The sequence below is a fragment of the Serratia sp. K1WW1 genome (genome assembly GCF_055790865.1).
In genome coordinates this window covers 981,529-999,964 of sequence record NZ_CM147697.1, presented here as the reverse complement: position 1 = coordinate 999,964, position 18,436 = coordinate 981,529, and the positions used below count along the sequence as shown (strand labels likewise).

The following is an 18,436-nucleotide window of genomic DNA, read 5'->3' as shown; positions in this document are numbered from 1 at the left end:
AGATCCGCAGCCTAAACCCTCCCCTTAGTGGAAGGTCAAGAGCTACTATTAAGGAGTGTTAAGCCCGCATAATTAATTTGGTGCCTTTACAGCCAAGTGTGGTAACGTCAGCAGATATTGAACAGGTCTATTTCATGATGAAAAAAACAACGTTGTTAATGCTATTGCTGACTATGCTGGGCTTTTCCAATGCCAGCCTGGCGCTAAATGAATCCGAAGCGGAAGATCTTGCCGATCTGACCGCAGTGTTTGTCTATCTAAAAAACGATTGTGGCTACAATGATTTGCCTAACGCGCAAATCAAACGCGCCATCGTGTACTTCGCCCAGCAAAACCGTTGGGATTTGACTAACTATAATAGCTTTAATATGAAATCCCTGGGTGAAGACAGCTACCGCGATCTCAGCGGCATTGCTATTCCTACCCCCAACAAGTGCAAATCTCTGGCGCGCGACTCCTTAAGCCTGCTGGCCTACGCCAACTAACTTCCCCTGCTTTCTCTCAGCCTTGCCAACGATAGCTGGCAGGGTTTGCTATCGCCTATCTGTTGCCCTGCCGACAATGCTGTAATTTGCCACACATAGGGTTTATGATGTTGCGCTCATTTTTCATGGTTGTTATTACGGAGTAACCCGCACATGACCCAGAAAGAGATTTGGTATGAAACGCTGCATGCCAACTTTGGCCAGTACTTCTCAGTAGAGCAGGTACTTTACCGTGAGAAAACCGAGCATCAGGATCTGGTGATATTTGAAAACCCGGTGCTGGGCCGCGTGATGGCTCTCGATGGCGTGGTGCAGACTACCGAACGCGATGAGTTTATCTATCACGAAATGATGACCCACGTGCCGCTGCTGGCCCATGGCCAGGCCAGGAAAGTGCTGATTATCGGCGGTGGTGACGGTGCTATGCTGCGCGAAGTCTGCCGTCATCAGGGCGTTGAACATATCACCATGGTTGAGATCGACGCGGGCGTGGTGGAGTTCTGCCGCCAATACTTACCGAATCACAACGCCGGGGCCTATGACGATCCCCGCTTCAAGCTGGTGATCGACGATGGCGTCAATTTCGTCAACCAGAGCGACGAAAAGTTCGACGTGATTATTTCTGACTGTACCGATCCGATCGGCCCCGGCGAAAGCCTGTTTACCTCGGCGTTCTATGAAGGTTGCGCACGCTGCCTCAACGAGGGCGGCATCTTCGTGGCCCAGAACGGCGTCTGCTTCCTGCAGCAGGACGAAGCGGTCAACAGCCACACCAAACTCAGCCAGTATTTTAACGACGTCAGCTTCTATCAGGCAGCGATCCCGACCTATTACGGCGGCATCATGACCTTTGCCTGGGCCAGCCAGAACCCGGCCTTGCGCCAGCTGGATGTCACCACACTGCAACAACGCTTTCATCAAAGTGGCTTAGACTGCCGCTACTACAATCCGGCAATTCACGCTGGCAGCTTTGCCCTGCCGCAGTATTTGCTTAATGCACTGAACGTTTCACGTTAAGCGAGAAGATAGGGGCTAAAACTAATTGCAAAAGATCAAACTGCACGGCTTCAATAACCTGACCAAGAGCCTGAGTTTTTGTATTTACGATATTTGTTATGCCAAAACCGCAGACGATCGCGATGGCTATATCGCCTACATTGACGAACAGTACAATGCCAACCGCCTGACCGAGATCCTCAGTGAAACCTGCTCGATCATTGGCGCCAATATTCTCAACGTCGCCCGCCAGGACTACGATCCGCAAGGCGCCAGCGTCACCATCCTGATGAGCGAAGAGCCGGTCGATCCGAAAGACGTGGATACCTCTGAGCACCCAGGGCCGCTGCCAAAGACGGTGGTGGCACATCTGGATAAAAGCCATATCTGCGTTCACACCTATCCGGAAAGCCACCCAGAAGGCGGCCTGTGTACCTTCAGGGCCGATATTGAAGTCTCTACCTGCGGCGTGATCTCACCGCTCAAAGCGCTGAACTATCTGATCCATCAGTTGGAATCCGATATCGTCACCATGGACTATCGCGTACGCGGTTTCACCCGCGATGTAGCCGGCGTGAAGCATTACATCGATCATGAGATCAATTCGATCCAGAACTTTATGTCCGAGGATATGAAGGCGCTGTACCACATGATGGATGTCAATGTGTATCAGGAGAACATCTTCCACACCAAGATGCTGCTGAAGGATTTCGATCTGAAGCACTATCTGTTTAACGCCAGGCCGGACGAACTGAGCGAGGCGGAGCGAAAAAGGATAACCGATCTGCTGTGGAAAGAGATGCAGGAGATCTACTACGGGCGCAATATTCCGCACCTGTGATGTTGAGATACAGGGCAGCCCAGGTTGCCCTGTCAGTTACACCAGATGCACGGCTGCGGGTAAATCTGCCAGTTGCTGCTGTGCGATAGCAGGTAGCGCCTTATCGGTGACGATATCCGTCAGGCTGCCAAGCGGCGCCACACAAAATAACGAGTAGGCAGCGTATTTACTGCTGTCTGCCAACAGTACCCGCTGGCGGGCATTGGCCATCAGATCCTGCTTCAGGCCCGCCTTCTCTTCGGTTGGGGTGGTAATACCGTTCTCAATACTCCACGAGTTACAGCTGACAAACGCAATATCCGGGTAGATCCCACGCAGCAACCTGCGCCCATGATCGCCGACGCAGGACTGGCTACTGTCATCAATACGGCCACCAATGATGGTCACTTCGATCTGTTTAAATCCTGAGAGAAACAGTGCGATATGCAGATCGGCGGTGATCACCCGTAGCGGGAGGTGGGTCAAGTGTCGCGCCAGTTCCAGCATGGTGGTACCTGCGTCAAGCACCACTGCGTCACCGGCTTTCACCATCGTGGCCGCATACAGGGCGATCGCCCGCTTCTCCTGTGGGTTACGCAATTGCTTTTCGTTAGTGGTGGGCTGTGCGGGAATAAAACGGTTGAGAGCCACGCCGCCATGGCTGCGATTGATGATCCCCTGCTCATCCAGCTTGATCAGATCGCGCCGGATGGTGGCAGGAGAAGCATCGATAGCGCTGACCAATTGCTCAACGGTGACCAGATTATGGGCTTTCAGGTAATCCAGAATCTGGTCCTGGCGAGTTTGTGGCTTCATGACGTCCGTGGTATCACGCCAACTGAGTGGCTAATTTGATCGAGATCGCCATGCTCTCAGACTTGGCTTTACCTGTCCAGGCAATATCAAACGCGGTGCCGTGGTCGGCAGAAGTCCGGATAAACGGCAGGCCCGCCGTGATGTTAACCCCATCGTAGAAACCCAGCAGCTTGAGGGGGATATGCCCCTGATCGTGATACATGGCGACCACCATATCGTACTGGCCTTCATAGGCCTGCAGGAAGACGGTATCCGGTGGGCACGGGCCTGAGACATCGATCCCACGCTGTTTTGCTGCCGCAATCGCCGGGCTGACGATGTTGATCTCTTCATCGCCAAACAGGCCATTTTCACCCGCGTGGGGGTTAACGCCCGCGACCGCGATCCTTGGATGTTTAAAACCGACGCGCTTGAGGAAGGTATCCGCCATCGTCACCACCGTTTCGATCCGCTCGGGATTCAGCGTATCAAGGAACTTGCGCAGGGCGATATGGGTGGAAACATGGATCACCTTCAGCTTATCGGTGTACAGCACCATCGCATAATCCCGGCTGTTGGTAAGTTTTGCCAACAACTCCGTATGGCCTGGATACAGATGCCCGGCCAGATGCAGCGCCTCTTTATTCAGCGGCGCCGTGGCGATGGCCATTACCTCTCCCGCCATGGCCAGTTCGGTGGCACGCTTTACGCATCGGTAAGCCAGATCGCCCGCTTGTGCCTGCACTTTCCCTGGTGTCAGCGCGGCGGGATCCTCTAGCGATTCATCAATCACGTTGATAATGCCGGGCGCAAAGCGTGCCTGCGAAACGTTCAGGATCGGCCTCAATTCGACCTTTGGCACGATCCCCAATGCCTGGATACGTTGCAACGTTTGCAGACAGCCCACCACGACCGCTGGCGTTCCCGCCAACTCACCTTCAGACAGCGCCTTGATGATAATCTCTGGCCCAATGCCTGCAGGATCGCCCATGGTGACCGCAATCGTGTTATTTGCCACTGTACATCTCCTCAATAAAATAAAGTGCATCCCGCAGCGTTGAAGCACCGCCAAATCCGCCAGCCTTGGTGATCACCGGCAGATCGTCGATCTCGCTGTTGACGAAAGTGCCACAAGGCACACAAGGAACAACCTCACTGGTAATACGGTAACCTTCCGCGCCCAGCGCTCTCGCAACCGCAATGGCGATGTCACCACCGGTCAGGAACAAGCCACCAATCTGAGCCTGATTGATAATCGCCAAGGTGATGGAGCCTAATGTCTGGCTGATTTTGTCCCCCAACTGCTGGCGCGAAAGGTCATGCTTTTCACACAGCGTATCGATCATCTGGCGAGCATCGGCATCTCTACAGGTGCGTAGTACACAGTGCTGCCGATCTCGCAGTACGCTGACAGCCTGGCGAATAATTTCATCTACCGCAGACTGGTTATGCGGTTGCAACAAGGCTTCGACATCAATATCCAGTATGCCGAGCGACTTTTCTTCTGCGGCAAACACAATCTGCTGCCGGGTGGCTTCACTCATCGATCCGGCAACCACAAGTACAGGCAGGCGCTGACGAGCGGCCAGATAGCTGCTGGCTGGCAATGCATTTGCCAGCCCGGCAGCACCCACCAGCAGATAACGGCAATCGAGTTGTGGGATTGCCTGCGCCAACTGCGCCAGATCGCCATCCGTTTCGGCATCAACTATCACAATCGCCGGCCCGCTCTGGCTCAGGAGCGGCAACTCGCGGCCTAGCTTGCCACTGCGTACTACCTGTAAATCCAACTCGTGGATCGGATAGGCAGTCTGCAAGCCAATCAAGGTTTTGATATGAGAAGAAACGATCGGCGTTTTCGGATCGCTGGCGAACTCGGTTTCCACCAGCGGTACGCCGTGAACCCGGCATTCGCCATTGAGCGTTACCCGACCCGCTGCGGGGATGGCTGCGGCCACGATAGCCAACTGCGCACCGCTGGCGACCATCGCCGCCTCGATCTCTGCCCCCACGTTACCGCGAAAGGTCGAGTCGATTTTTTTATACACCTGGGGTGGCGTATCGCTCTGGCAATAAGCCCGCAATGCTTCGCGCACCTTGGCGCTGGCCATTTCAGGAGATAACGCCCGGCTTTCGGTATTGATCACCAACACATCCGTGCGCCGGGTTGACTGTGGTAGTTCGTTGAGCACCACGTCGGTACGCGCGCCCTTTTTGGCCAGTTGCACACCCGTATCATTGGCTCCGGTAAAATCATCGGCGATAACGATCATCTTCATTGTAATTCCTCCCCTACCAAGGCCTTTGTTCGTTGCTGATTGCGTTTTGCTACCCATGAAGTCAGCATCGGTGTCAGTAGTGCGGTCACAATGACCGATGTCGCGACCAGCGGTGTCGCTACCGCTACCACTTCTGCCAAGGCGGGATCGGCCTGTGAGATCGCCAACGGCGTCGCCACTGCGTTGCCTGCCGTACTGGAGGCGGCAGCACCCGCAATACCGGTTCCGCCCAGTAAACGATCCGCTTTGATATTGAAGAAGCCGCCGAACAAGGTGGTCAATACTCCCAACAGAATGCCCGCCAAGCCGCCTTTGAGCAGCATGGCCAAATCAATGCCAGCCCCTAGTGCAAACGCAAAGAATGGGATCAAGAGTGGGCCGCCCTTGGTGAGGAACTCGCGCATCTGCACATCCAGATTGCCAAGCAGCATACCGATCAGCATCGGGATCAGCACCACCACAATCGACATCACGGGTATGTTGGCCATGCCTGCCGCACCAAGTGCGATCATGGTCAGGATCGGGCCGTCGCTCAGGGACATCAGAGGGGTTGCCCCCACCTCATTCTCCGTGCCGAACTCTCCAGCCAGCGCAGCATACAATCCGCCGTTGGTGTTGCTCATCGCGGCAATAATCGCTACGGAGGAAAGCCCCCAGATGCCATCAGCACCAAACATTTTCTCAACCCCGAACCCCAGGGCCACTGCAACGACAAATTTGGTAAAGGTGATCCCACCACCAATCAGCAACGATTTAGGTGCGGCCTTGATATGGATCCCGGCTCCCATACATAGCAGGAAAGCCCCGATCAACGGCGCCGCGCCGTTTTTGAACAATGCCGTAGTAAAGCCACCAACCTCCAGTGCCTGCGGGGCAAAGGTGTTGATCATTGCGCCAAGCACCAGTGGGACAACCATCATCCCCCCAGGGATTTTCTCTATTGCCGCCTTAATTTTCATCCTACCCTCGTCATTGTGATTTATTTTAATCAAAATGATTATATAAAATCAAAAAAGAAAAAATCGGCGCTGTGTCGCAGATTAAAAAATCAGTAACATGATTATTTGATTTTATTTAATCAATACGGAAGGAGAGAAAGGCGGCCACGAATCGGCCACCTGGGACTCACAAGGGGCGCAGCATCCTGCCCCCGTCTGGATAATCAGTAGTTGAGCATAAACGAGCGGTAGGCTTTCAGCACCGTCAGAAAGTCTTCGATGCCGCAGAAAGAGAGGCTCTCTTCGTCGTAGTAGTTCATCCCCTCTTCCATTTCGTCGCCTTCGAACTCCAACTGGTTGGCGCGGATCATCACCTCTTCACCGTCCATCAGCAACGTGTATTCGTGGCCTTCCAACTGCCACTGACGCTCACTGCCCTTGACCCCTGCCGCACCGGCTTCGATGCGGTCCAGCAGGTTAAAATCACCGTTGAGTTCTTCGTTAATCCAATGGCCGATGGCCTCATGCCCCATCGAAAATCTGACCACCACCTGACCGGTTACGTCACGCAGAAATTCGTAATCCATAGCATGCCCTCCTGAGCCGTGTATAAGACTGAGTTTAACCCTAAATTCGCGGCTAACTCAGTGAGCGCTCGCAAAGTTGTTCAATAATTCGTGGCGCAATATAACGGTCCGCCCTCCACTTGGGAAGCGGGAAGGCTCTTGGTACCTGCTATGGGCGGGCAATTGTTGTTATCATGACGCTTCTTAGCCCTTACCCAAGCCTGAGCCGATGATCGACAGCGAAATCACCCTGAAAAAATTGGAAATCTTTCTGGCGTTTATGGAGAAGGAAAACATCGGCCGAGCCGCAGAACAGCTTGGCTTGAGCAGCGTTAGCGTGCATCGTGCGTTACATACCCTGGAAGAGGGCTTCCGCTGCCCGCTGTTTATTCATAAAGGGCGCAACCTGCTGCCCCTGCCCGCAGCACTTACGCTGGCAGAATACGCACGCGATATCGTGGATCTCACCTACAAAGGCATCGAAGAAACTCGGCTGAAGGCGGGGTTTGGCCAGCAACGCATGCGTATCGGCACGCTCTACTCACTGACGCTGGAAACCATTCCACGGTTGATCATGGGGCTGAAGGTACGCCGCCCGGCCATGGAGATCAACCTGACGATGGGATCGAATGAAGATCTGCTGGCCCAGTTGGAGAACCAATTGCTGGACGCCATCCTGATTTCGGTTTCGGACAGCCAAATTGATCCGCTGCGCTTTGAGATCCTGCCGCTGTTTGAGGATGATATCTATCTTGCCGCACCGGCAGCCTCGGCGCTAAACAGCGATGGCACGGCAGACCTGCAAGACTTTCGCAGCCAGAAGTTTGTCTCCCTGACCGAAGGCTTCGCCACTTATCACGGTTTTAGCGAAGCGTTTCAGATTGCCGGTTTTGAACCGGAAATCGTCACGCGGGTGAATGATATTTTCTCAATGCTCAGCCTGGTGCAGGCCGGGGTGGGTTACACGCTGGTGCCAGGGCGGATGAAGAAGATGTATGAACACACGTTGAAATTACTGCCGCTGTGCGAACAGTACCAGATGCGCCAAACCATCGCGCTGGTATTCAACCGTAACCAGCAGCAGGATCCGAACCTGCTGGCGTTGACGGCGGAAGGCCGCATGTACACTCGCGGTGAAGGGCCGGTTTAATCGCGCCGATATTTAGCCACAATGCCGCAGACCGCGTTCAGGCCCAGTTGGCAGCGGGACAGCGCTTCCCCCTGCTCCATCACTTTTTTGGTCAAGCCGGTTAATACCGCGCCCGGCGGCATTTCGATCGCCAGACGGACTTCCCGTTCGTAGGCCGCCACCATTGCCTCATGCCAGCGCACGGTGCGGGCCATATTGAAGGCCAGATCGTCAGCAATTCGCTCCGGTTGCCATAACACGCGCCCGGTACTGCCGCTGAGATACGCAACCTGCGGCCGATTGATGGTTACCTGCTTCATGGCCTGCGCCAGCTTTTCCGCCGGTTGTGCCAACAGGGCACAGTGGGAAGGGACACTCACCGCCAAACGCTGGGTTTTCGCCGCACCGGCGGTTTTTGCCAACGCCATGACCTGCGCCATCGCGGCTTCGCAACCCGCGATAACCAATTGGTCTTCGGCATTGATATTGGCCAGATAGGCCGGTAATTCAGCGCTATTGACCTCTGCTATCAACCTTTCCACCTGGCGCAACGGCAAACCGACAATCGCCGCCAATCCATATCCCGCAGGGTAAGCCTCCTCCATTAGTTGGCCGCGCAACGCCACCAGCCGGACGGCATCGGGAAATGCCAAGGCCCCGGCGATCACCGCGGCCGGAAAAGCACCGATGGATAACCCACTGACAAAATCAGCCTCGACCCCGTGCTGCTGTAATTCCCGCGCGTAGGCCACACCGGCTATCAGCAGGCACAGCTGCACTGCCCGGGTTTTCTGTAAGGCTTCGGCGCTGTCCAACGCCAGTACATCCTGGTCAAGAACAGCGCAGGCCTCGCTTAACAACCGCTGGGTTGTTTCATTGGCCGGCAGTTGGTGCAGCATTTGAGGCACCTGCGGCCCCTGACCGGGAAAGGTAAATAAAATCTTCATCAAGCCTCCTGAGAGCTGGCCCATGGATCCGTCGTCAACAACAGCCCCTCAGCGGTTTTCAGCATCGCTCGCCCATCCCGCAGCCATTCGCTCAGGGCAAAGCCGCCGAGCGGTGTTTCTATTTGGGCATCGGCGCGGCAAGGCAACGCCTGTAACCACTGTGCCAGCCTCTGCAATTCATCAAGGCTGGCAGGCTGCAGGCAGCGAACCAACAGATCCAGATCGCTGTCGGCATGCATCACCGGAATTTCGGTCGCCAAAGCATAACCACAACTGCCGGTCACGCCCCAAACCCACGGCCAAGGCCGCTGAGCCAGCATAATGAGCGCCTGCACCGGCTGTTGTGAAACAAAAGTTGAGTGTAACAACGCTAACGGCTCGCTCACCAAAGACTCCGGCGTCACGACGCGCCGGATAGCCTCTTCACTCACCCAGGCCGCAGCGCGCTGGCTGCGTTTCATCCCCCGGATCCCCACCGGGATCCGCCCGCTATCCTGAACATCGCGCCGTACTACCAACGGTAATGAAGTGCGCCACTGCTGGCCAACCCACTCCGGTAACGCCTCATCGGCGCTGAGGGCAGAACGGTCACTAATCCAAATCAGGTCATGCGGGCGAATCATCGGCTTCTCCAGTTACATCCCTGAAGTCAGGGTGATAAACAGCGGTAAGGTAATGATACACAACACGGAACTGATCAGTAACGTGGCTTCGGCATCCGGCGACTGCACGCCAAAACGGTTACCAAAGACGATACCGAAGAAACCGGCAGAAAGGGCGATCATCAAAATAGCGGTGATGGCCACGCTCCCATGCAGGCCCAATGCCAGCACCAGACCCCAGGCAATAAACGGTTGGATCAGCAGTTTGGTTACGCTCGACAGCAGCACCGGGCCGTTGATCTGCAACTTACGGGCAGACAGGATCACGCCGGTCAGGAACAGCGCCGTCGCCGTCGCCGACAGGCCAAGCGGTTTGATCGCGGCCAGCACCATTTCAGGCATATGCACGCCTACCGCCGACAGCACCACCCCAAGCAACGGCCCCCAGACGATCGGTTTTTTCACCGAGCGCCACATCAACACCGGCAACATACCCAGGCTGGAACCCTGAACCGTACCGGCTGCACGGGCTTTTTCGCGCTCGAGGATCAGCAGGCAAAACGGCGTCATCAGTACCGAACCGCAGGCGATAGCTACCGCCACGGACAACGAGGTTCCCGGCGTTTCCCCCAACACGCTGCCGAGGATCGGCAGGCCAAGCGCGGCATAGTTGGGTAGCGCAACGGTGAGCGTCAGCACGGCCGCATCCTGTGGAGACTTATGGAAGACCTTGGTACAGATGAAATAGATCGCCGCATAGGTGATCCACATTGCCAGCACCAACACCACGATCAGCGGCGACTGCTCAACGATCCCCGCCCAAGGCGTTTGTACGGTGGCACCGAACAGGGCCGCTGGCAGTGCAAAATCCATCACGAAGATGTTGAGTAATGAAACGTTCTGGTTATCGACCATTTTTGCCTTACCGGCAAAAAAGCCCAGCAGCATAATGACAAAAATCGGCGCCAAGGCATGAATAATTACGTATGTCATAAATCACCTGTTAAAAAGAAAAAATCAGTCAGATCAGGTGCGATGGTGTTAGTTATATTGTTATATGCAGGTGAAGCTTTACCCTATGAATTTCAAGCTGCAGCTTGAAAGGCGACGGGTAAATATGCCGGGTCGGAATGCATTACTTGCGCCCTCCCGGCGGGTAGTATTTTGTTCCTGAACTCTGACGTAAAAATGGCTAACGTGGCATTACCACTCTGCGCGCATACGTTCACGCACCAGCGAAGAGCTATGGCGGTTGTCTGCTCCCAGGCGGTTAGTTAATCCAACCCCTTCACTGCGAGTTTTGGCGATCGCCTGGATCAGTGCGTGGCGTACCAGATTAAGTTCCTGCTCACTGGCCTGCAGCGGGTCACGGATATCCAGTAGCTGTTCCAGCAGGCCCAGCGAGCTGTAATGCTCGATGTCATAGGCCATCGGTGGAATGGTTGCTGCCAGCTTCTCCAGCGCCTCTACGGAGCGTAACGTGATGCGCGCCGCAGACTCTTTGCCCATCGCATGGATCATCACGCCTGCATCGTTGAAGGCGATCAAGCGGTTGGCCTGATAGCCGTGCGCCAGAAACGCGCCGGACATGGCTTTACCCACGATCAAACCAATCACCGGATGGCCTGCCAGTCGAGCCTTGGCATAAGCCCCAGCTGCACCGGCCAAGGCTTGGTGAATACCAAAGGCCTCTTCCCGGCGCCCGTAGGCCTGGCTCGGCACATCGATCACCGCCACGATGGCGCACTTTTGTGCTTTATCAACGTCAGCCGCGACCGCTTCACTGACTACCTGGGCTAACGTCCAACCTTCCAGCAAACCTACTTCACCGCGTGCGGCGCGTGGGTAATGGTTATTCGCATCCGGCACCACGGCGATAAAACGCACCGGCTGGCCCTCTAATTCAGCGTCCGCAACCCGGATCGAGGCGCACTGCCCCTGGCGCTGCTCGGCCCCCGCTGTCAGCAAAGAGAACCAATATTCTCCACGGCTTGATGATGACGTACTCATACCCGATCCTCCGCAGCAAACAGTTGAGCAATGACCGCCGAGTCCGCCTGCTGGCGGGTGTCGAACTGCGACAGTTTCGGCAAGTAGTAGTGATAATTGTCTGAGCGGTGCTGAACAGGCACGCCGCGTTGCAGGCTACCTTTCATCGCCGCCTTGACCGCATGCAGCGCATCCGGAACTTCTTCATCGACAAAGCCGCTGCGATAACGCACGTCGCCACCGGTCATGCTCCAGATAAAAGGCCGATCGCGGGAATCGTATTCTTCAATACCGGCTTCCTGTTCAATGACCTGTGGGCCGTTTAAGCCAAGACGCGCTTCACGGGTGACGATCAAATAGCTGCATAAAGCCGCCGCTATCGACATCCCGCCAAAGCAGCCCACGGTACCGGCAATAATGCCCACCACCGGGGTATATCGGCGCAGATCGACAATTGCAGCATGAATATCCGCGATGGCCGCCAGCCCCAGATTGGCCTCTTGCAGACGCACGCCACCGGTTTCCAGCAGCAAGACTGCCTGGGTCGCAATACCGTTGCGGTTATCTTCCGCCGCTAGTTCAAGGGCCGCGGCCATCTTGGCTCCGGAAACCTCCCCCATACTGCCGCCCTGAAACGCCCCTTCTACCGCCACTACCACCGCCGGTTTACCGTCAATGGTACCTTTGGCGACCACCATGCCGTCATCGGCCTGGGTGACTATGCCTTGTGGCTCCAGCCAAGGTGAAGTAATACGCTCAAATGGTCCCAATAGTTCACGGAAACTGCCGCTGTCCAGCAGATTGCGGGCGCGCTCCCGGGCGCTGAGTTCGATAAAGCTGAGATCATCACGCATGGGCGGCCACCTCAAATACCTGTTCAATACGCAGCCGAGCTACACCCGGCGTAGCGCCGAAGTCGTTAATCTCTAGCCGCCCGGCAGGTAAATCGCGCAACGAGGCCAGACGTTCAAACAGGTGTTGCCAACGCTGCCGGCTACCGTCTACGGAGGTTTTGATCGCCACCGTCAGCGTGCCGTTAGCCGCAGGCTCAAACAGAGCCTCCATGTCACCGGAGCCTACGACGCCGGTTAGTGCCTTACCCGGCAGCGTAATGCTGGCCGGATAACTCAAATCGATATGTTCCATAACATCCTCTGGATTGATTATTCAGCGGGCCGTAGCCCGATCGAGGAACAGAGCCGCAGCCAGCAAATCGGCCGCGCCACCGGGTGAAGCGTTGCTCGCCAATAGCCGTTGCTCCAGTTTGGCCAACGCCGCCTGCCCTGCCGGATGTTGATATCCTCCGGCATGCAGTACCTCGGCTGCCCCTTGCTGCATCGCTTTTAGCGCCGTTAACCCACCGCGCGACAGCACGCAGGTATCGCTCAGAGTGGTCATGATGGCCATCAGCGCATCAATCTGCGCGGCTGACTCACTGGCCCCCTGGTTCCTGCTGCGCCACAATTGCGGCAACGCCCGTTGCATAACATGCGGGAAACCTTGCTGGGCCTCTTCCCGCGCGCCGGGTACCTGATAACGTTGAGTGGCTCGCAAGCCTTTGCTGAACACCTTCGGGCTGGCGTGATCCGGCAACTGCGCCAACTGGGCGGCTAATGCACAACTGCTGGATGGCGTTGCGTTCCCCCCTTGCATAGCTACCGCCGTCACCAGCAGGCCCATTGCCCAAATTGCCCCGCGATGTGTATTAACACCGGCGGTGGCAGCCATCATCCGCTGTTCGCCTTCCCGGCCAATTCGGCCCACTTCCTGGCGTAACGCACTATCTGCGGGACGCTGCCAACCGGCAATCGCCAGCCGGTGGAAGACTGGCGTCAGGCTGTGGGCCGAACGCTCCATCAACGCCAACGTCAGATCCTGATGCGCACCGGAACCCCGGGCATCCACCAGCCCCGGTTTCGGGCTGAGGCGCGCCTCATCCACTAGCGCCTGCGTGGCAAACTCCGCCAACCGCGCGGCAACCAAATCCGCATCAGAAGCGATTAAACAGGGGGAAAGTTTCATTACCAGCTCCGGAATTTAGCTGGCGGGTTATACAGGCCTTCGGACCACTCGACCAGATCCGCTACGCTGCCCGCGGCCAGCAAAGAACGCGTTGCATCGGTGCGGCGAATGTCGAGATCTTCCGGGAACACCACTTTGCCTTCACGGCGCAACTCGGCCACGCGTTTGGCGTCCACACCCAGCCCGATATCGGTGATACCGGCCACTGCTGCCACCATGGCGCGGCGCTCTTCCAGCGAGCGTGCACGATACAGATAAGCAATGCCCTCTTCGGTCAGCACGTGGGTCACGTCATCGCCGTAAATCATCACTGGCGCCAACGGCATACCAGACTCTTGCGCCACATCGACGGCATCGAGTTTTTCTACGAAGGTCGGTTTGGCGCCCGCCTGGAAGGTTTCCACCATCTGCACCACCAGCTTGCGGCCACGGGCCAACGGATCCGGCTCTTCGATCATATCCAGCCAGGCAGGCGTAGCGTGGCGACGACCGTGTGGATCATGCCCCATGTTCGGTGCCCCGCCAAAACCAGAGAGGCGGCCACGTGTCACGGTAGAAGAGTGGGCCATACCGTCGATCTGTAAGGTGGAACCGATAAACATATCTACGGCGTACTGGCCGGCCATCTGGCAAAACGCGCGGTTGGAGCGCATGGAACCGTCGCTACCGGTAAAGAAAATATCCGGGCGGGCGGCGATATAATTCTCCATCCCCAGCTCACCGCCAAAGCAGTGTACGGTCTCCACCCAGCCGCTTTCGATTGCCGGGATCAGTGTTGGATGCGGGTTCAGGGTCCAGTGTTTACAGATTTTGCCCTTCAGACCCAGTTGCTCGCCATAGGTAGGTAGCAGCAATTCAATGGCGGCGGTGTTGAAACCAATACCGTGGTTCAGCGATTGCACCTGATGTTTGGCGTAGATGCCTTTGATGGCCATCATCCCCATCAACACGTGCACCGGTTTGATCAGGCGCGGATCGCGGGTAAACAGCGGTTCAATAAAGAACGGCTTGTCTGCCACCACCACAAAATCGATCCAGGAACCGGGGATATCAACTCTTGGCAGGTCCGTTTCATCATCAACCAGTTCGTTGACCTGAGCGATGACGATGCCGTCTTTAAACGCAGTGGCCTCTACCAGTGCCGGAGTATCTTCGGTGCTTGGCCCGGTGTACAGATTGCCATGACGATCGGCCTTGAACCCGGCCACTAGCGCCACGTTCGGCACCAGATCCACATACAGACGGGAATAGAGTTCTATATAGGTGTGGATGGCACCGATTTCGAGCTGCCCATCTTCCAGCAGTTGTGAAATACGCAGGCTCTGGGTGCCAGAGAAGGCAAAATCGAGCTTGCGGGCGATGCCCTTTTCAAAAATATCCAGATGCTCGGCGCGGCCAACGCTTGGCATGATCATATGCAGATCGTGGACCTTGGCGGGGTTGACCTCGGCGAGCATACGGGAGAGAAAATCGGCCTGTTTCTGGTTATTGCCTTCCAGCACCACCCGATCGCCAGAAACCAGCAGCTTTTCCAGCACGCTGGTCAGATCGGCGGTGGGGATCACTTTGCCCTGCGACTGCCCTTGCACACTCGCGATACGGCGTTTTTTTTCCTGCCGCCGGGTATCCCAAACGCGTGTGGGGCTTTGATGAAGCGACATACCTCAACCTCCTGGGTTTACTTGGTTCTGTTCAGTACGGTTAGAGTAAGAGTCTAGGAGAACGCCATCAATCAAGCAGGGGGATGATTTATTAGCCTGAGAGTAATGATTTCATCAAATCAAGACTAATCAATAAGTTAGAATCATTAAAAGCCGGGGGCGATCACAAAAAAACGGGGAACCCAAAGGCTCCCCGTGATGATGCTAACTCAGTATTGAATTACACCGCAGTTTGGAAGATCACACCGTCGGCTTTTTCCGTGTACTGGGTCAACTGGTCGAAGTTCAGGTAGCGATAGGTATCCGCCGCCGTCTTGTCGACCTGTGCCATATAGGTCTGATACTCATCAGGCGTTGGCAGACGGCCCAGCAGTGATGCCACTGCTGCCAGCTCTGCGGAAGCCAGATAAACGTTGGCTCCGGTACCCAGACGGTTCGGGAAGTTACGGGTCGAGGTGGAAACCACGGTCGCACCGTCCGCTACGCGTGCCTGGTTACCCATACACAGTGAACAGCCTGGGATCTCGATACGCGCCCCACTCTTGCCAAAGACGCTGTAGTAGCCTTCTTCAGTCAGTTGCGCTGCGTCCATCTTGGTTGGCGGAGCCACCCACAGACGAGTTGGCAGTTGGCCTTTATGCTGATCCAACAGTTTACCCGCCGCACGGAAGTGGCCGATGTTGGTCATGCAGGAACCGATAAACACTTCGTCGATCTTGCTGTTGGCCACGTCGGACAGCAGGCGCGCGTCGTCCGGATCGTTCGGCGCACACAGGATTGGCTGCTTGATATCGGCCAAATCGATTTCGATCACTGCGGCATATTCCGCATCCGCATCGCCTTCCAGCAACTGCGGGTCCGCCAGCCATTTTTCCATCCCCTGAATACGGCGCTCCAGGGTACGGCGATCGCCATAACCTTCGGAGATCATCCACTTCAGCAGCACGATGTTAGAGCTCAGATATTCGGCGATCGGTGCCTTATCCAGCTTGATGGTGCAACCAGCGGCGGAACGTTCTGCCGAGGCATCGGTCAGTTCAAACGCTTGCTCAACCTTCAGCTCCGGCAGACCTTCGATCTCCAGAATGCGGCCAGAGAAGATGTTCTTCTTGCCCTTCTTCTCTACGGTCAACAGACCCTGTTGGATCGCGTAGTAAGGGATCGCATGCACTAAATCACGCAGGGTGATACCAGGCTGCATTTTACCTTTGAAGCGCACCAGCACCGACTCAGGCATATCCAGCGGCATCACGCCGGTCGCGGCAGCAAAGGCCACCAGACCAGAACCGGCCGGGAAGGAAATGCCGATCGGGAAGCGGGTGTGGGAATCGCCACCGGTACCGACGGTATCCGGCAGCAACATACGGTTCAGCCAGGAGTGGATCACACCATCACCAGGGCGCAGTGAAACGCCGCCACGGTTCATGATGAAGTCCGGCAGGGTATGGTGAGTCGTGACGTCCACCGGTTTCGGGTACGCGGCAGTATGACAGAACGACTGCATCACCAGATCGGCAGAGAAGCCCAGGCAAGCCAGATCTTTCAGCTCGTCACGGGTCATTGGGCCAGTGGTATCTTGTGAACCTACCGAGGTCATCTTAGGTTCGCAGTATTCGCCAGGGCGAACACCAGCAACGCCACAGGCACGGCCAACCATTTTCTGCGCCAGCGAGAAGCCCTTGCTGCTAGCCGCTACCGGCTTGGCAATGCGGAACACTTCGCTGTGCGGCAAGCCCAGCGCTTCACGCGCCTTGGTGGTCAGGCCACGGCCGATAATCAGTGGGATGCGGCCACCGGCACGCACTTCATCCAGCAACACATCGGTTTTCAGCTCGAAGCTGGCAACCAGTTCGCCGGTCTCATGGTTACGCACTTCGCCTTTATACGGGAAGATGTCGATCACATCGCCCATGTTCAGGTTGGAGACGTCCACTTCGATCGGCAACGCGCCTGCATCTTCCATGGTGTTAAAGAAGATTGGCGCAATCTTGCCGCCCAGCACCACACCGCCACCACGCTTGTTCGGCACGTAGGGGATGTCGTCGCCCATAAACCACAGCACCGAGTTGGTAGCCGATTTACGGGAAGAACCGGTACCGACCACGTCACCGACGTAAGCCAGCGGGAAGCCTTTCTTGTTCAGCTCTTCAATCTGCTTGATTGGGCCAACGCTGCCCGGCTGATCAGGGAAAATGCCTTCACGTTCGCTCTTGAGCATTGCCAACGCATGCAGTGGGATATCTGGACGTGACCAGGCATCCGGAGCGGGTGACAGATCGTCGGTGTTGGTTTCACCAGTCACTTTGAACACGGTCACGGTGATCTTTTCCGCCAACGGTGAACGGGACAGATACCATTCGGCATCGGCCCAGGACTGCATGATTTGCTTGGCGTGTGGGTTACCGGCTTTGGCTTTCTCTTCTACGTCGTAGAAGTTATCAAACATCAGCAGCGTATGGGAAAGCGCCTTGGCAGCAATCGGTGCCAGCTTTTCGTTATCCAACGCGTCGATCAGCGGATGAATGTTGTAACCGCCCTGCATGGTGCCTAGCAGTTCAATGGCTTTTTCGGGGGTAACCAGGGGGGAAGTGGCTTCGCCTTTGGCAACGGCTGCCAGAAAACCTGCTTTGACATAGGCGGCTTCGTCGACGCCCGGTGGTACACGGTTAATCAGCAGGTCTAACAGAAATTCTTCTTCGCCTTTTGGCGGATTTTTTAATGATTCAACCAGCGCTGCCATTTGTGTCGCATCTAATGGCTTAGGGACGATGCCCTCTGCAGCACGCTCGGCCACGTGCTTACGGTATTCTTCTAGCACGACTTTCTCCTCGCTCTCATTGTCATTTATTGTGCCTGGCGTTTTATATTCAACCGTTTTTATACCCTATGGATTTCAAGTTGTAGCTAGGCGACCAGCTCGTTCATCCCCAGGAGCTTACTACAGTAAGTGACTGGGGTGAGCGAGTGCAGTCAACAACGCTACGGCTCGAAAGACGACGGGTAGAGCGTACGGTGATACTTGTCGGGCACTGCTGTCGATATCCTGGACTGTAAGTAAGGTACAGTGCCCGGTTCCGCCCAGCCAGCATATCAGGATTTGAATCGGTTGTTAATTCGTTCACATAAAAGCAACATTAAATCTTTGCTGAATCGTTGACCGCAGCGTAATCGGCTGCAAAGCAGGCGGGACGGGCTCGGGTTCGTTAC

The 18,436-nt window shown here is 56.0% G+C and carries 18 protein-coding genes; 4 read left to right on the top strand and 14 right to left on the bottom strand.

Annotated features, from left to right (window positions below):
- Window positions 1–137: 137 nt before the first annotated feature.
- The 3 genes from ACX9GU_RS04470 (at window position 138) to speD (ending at window position 2,322) form a co-directional block, all read left to right on the top strand.
- Complete coding sequence (locus ACX9GU_RS04470) at window positions 138–485, top strand: YacC family pilotin-like protein (RefSeq protein WP_037375824.1); 348 nt, start codon at window positions 138–140, stop codon at window positions 483–485.
- Window positions 486–638: 153 nt separating this feature from the next.
- Window positions 639–1,502, top strand: coding sequence for a polyamine aminopropyltransferase (speE, locus tag ACX9GU_RS04465; RefSeq protein ID WP_024484339.1), 864 nt, complete (start codon window positions 639–641; stop codon window positions 1,500–1,502).
- Between the two features lie 25 nt (window positions 1,503–1,527).
- Window positions 1,528–2,322: an adenosylmethionine decarboxylase gene (gene speD, locus ACX9GU_RS04460; protein ID WP_021179725.1), complete on the top strand. Its 795-nt coding sequence runs from the start codon at window positions 1,528–1,530 to the stop codon at window positions 2,320–2,322.
- A 36-nt stretch (window positions 2,323–2,358) separates the two neighbouring features.
- Here the strand turns inward: speD and ACX9GU_RS04455 are convergent, their stop codons facing one another.
- From ACX9GU_RS04455 to yacL, 5 genes are all read right to left on the bottom strand, one after another.
- The gene (locus ACX9GU_RS04455) at window positions 2,359–3,117 is read right to left on the bottom strand and encodes a DeoR/GlpR family DNA-binding transcription regulator (RefSeq protein ID WP_473193973.1); all 759 of its coding nucleotides are present in this window, start codon (window positions 3,115–3,117) and stop codon (window positions 2,359–2,361) included.
- 13 nt (window positions 3,118–3,130) lie between these two features.
- The gene (locus ACX9GU_RS04450; protein WP_473193972.1) at window positions 3,131–4,144 is read right to left on the bottom strand and encodes a D-threonate 4-phosphate dehydrogenase; all 1,014 of its coding nucleotides are present in this window, start codon (window positions 4,142–4,144) and stop codon (window positions 3,131–3,133) included.
- Window positions 4,104–5,375 (bottom strand): D-threonate kinase, encoded by a 1,272-nt coding sequence (dtnK, locus tag ACX9GU_RS04445; RefSeq protein ID WP_473193971.1) that lies wholly within the window; start codon window positions 5,373–5,375, stop codon window positions 4,104–4,106. The genes ACX9GU_RS04450 and dtnK overlap by 41 nt, the downstream gene beginning before the upstream one ends.
- Complete coding sequence (locus tag ACX9GU_RS04440; protein ID WP_473193970.1) at window positions 5,372–6,334, bottom strand: 2-keto-3-deoxygluconate permease; 963 nt, start codon at window positions 6,332–6,334, stop codon at window positions 5,372–5,374. The genes dtnK and ACX9GU_RS04440 overlap by 4 nt, the downstream gene beginning before the upstream one ends.
- A gap of 203 nt (window positions 6,335–6,537) precedes the next feature.
- Window positions 6,538–6,900, bottom strand: a complete 363-nt coding sequence (gene yacL / locus ACX9GU_RS04435; protein ID WP_021179705.1) for a protein YacL — start codon at window positions 6,898–6,900, stop codon at window positions 6,538–6,540.
- A 208-nt stretch (window positions 6,901–7,108) separates the two neighbouring features.
- On the opposite strand from yacL, the gene ACX9GU_RS04430 reads away from it, so the two are divergent.
- On the top strand, window positions 7,109–8,029 hold the full coding sequence (locus ACX9GU_RS04430) for a LysR family transcriptional regulator (protein WP_473193969.1): 921 nt from the start codon (window positions 7,109–7,111) through the stop codon (window positions 8,027–8,029).
- Here ACX9GU_RS04430 and mdcH read toward each other — a convergent pair.
- The 9 genes from mdcH to acnB all read right to left on the bottom strand — a co-directional run bounded on the left by mdcH (window position 8,026) and on the right by acnB (window position 18,047).
- Window positions 8,026–8,955, bottom strand: coding sequence for a malonate decarboxylase subunit epsilon (gene mdcH, locus ACX9GU_RS04425; RefSeq protein WP_473193968.1), 930 nt, complete (start codon window positions 8,953–8,955; stop codon window positions 8,026–8,028). The genes ACX9GU_RS04430 and mdcH overlap by 4 nt on opposite strands.
- Complete coding sequence (locus ACX9GU_RS04420) at window positions 8,955–9,578, bottom strand: malonate decarboxylase holo-ACP synthase (RefSeq protein ID WP_473193967.1); 624 nt, start codon at window positions 9,576–9,578, stop codon at window positions 8,955–8,957. Before ACX9GU_RS04420 ends, mdcH begins: the two co-directional genes overlap by 1 nt.
- Before the next feature lie 12 nt (window positions 9,579–9,590).
- Complete coding sequence (locus ACX9GU_RS04415; RefSeq protein ID WP_473193966.1) at window positions 9,591–10,550, bottom strand: AEC family transporter; 960 nt, start codon at window positions 10,548–10,550, stop codon at window positions 9,591–9,593.
- A 210-nt stretch (window positions 10,551–10,760) separates the two neighbouring features.
- Window positions 10,761–11,567: a biotin-independent malonate decarboxylase subunit gamma gene (gene mdcE, locus ACX9GU_RS04410; protein ID WP_473193965.1), complete on the bottom strand. Its 807-nt coding sequence runs from the start codon at window positions 11,565–11,567 to the stop codon at window positions 10,761–10,763.
- Entirely contained in the window at window positions 11,564–12,400 is an 837-nt protein-coding gene (locus ACX9GU_RS04405; RefSeq protein ID WP_473193964.1) for a biotin-independent malonate decarboxylase subunit beta, read from the bottom strand. The genes mdcE and ACX9GU_RS04405 overlap by 4 nt, the downstream gene beginning before the upstream one ends.
- Complete coding sequence (locus tag ACX9GU_RS04400) at window positions 12,393–12,692, bottom strand: malonate decarboxylase subunit delta (protein WP_473193963.1); 300 nt, start codon at window positions 12,690–12,692, stop codon at window positions 12,393–12,395. Before ACX9GU_RS04400 ends, ACX9GU_RS04405 begins: the two co-directional genes overlap by 8 nt.
- 21 nt (window positions 12,693–12,713) lie before the next feature.
- The gene (locus ACX9GU_RS04395) at window positions 12,714–13,568 is read right to left on the bottom strand and encodes a triphosphoribosyl-dephospho-CoA synthase (RefSeq protein ID WP_473193962.1); all 855 of its coding nucleotides are present in this window, start codon (window positions 13,566–13,568) and stop codon (window positions 12,714–12,716) included.
- On the bottom strand, window positions 13,568–15,229 hold the full coding sequence (gene mdcA / locus ACX9GU_RS04390) for a malonate decarboxylase subunit alpha (protein ID WP_473193961.1): 1,662 nt from the start codon (window positions 15,227–15,229) through the stop codon (window positions 13,568–13,570). Before mdcA ends, ACX9GU_RS04395 begins: the two co-directional genes overlap by 1 nt.
- A 220-nt stretch (window positions 15,230–15,449) precedes the next feature.
- Complete coding sequence (acnB, locus tag ACX9GU_RS04385; protein ID WP_121607801.1) at window positions 15,450–18,047, bottom strand: bifunctional aconitate hydratase 2/2-methylisocitrate dehydratase; 2,598 nt, start codon at window positions 18,045–18,047, stop codon at window positions 15,450–15,452.
- Window positions 18,048–18,436 lie beyond the last annotated feature (389 nt).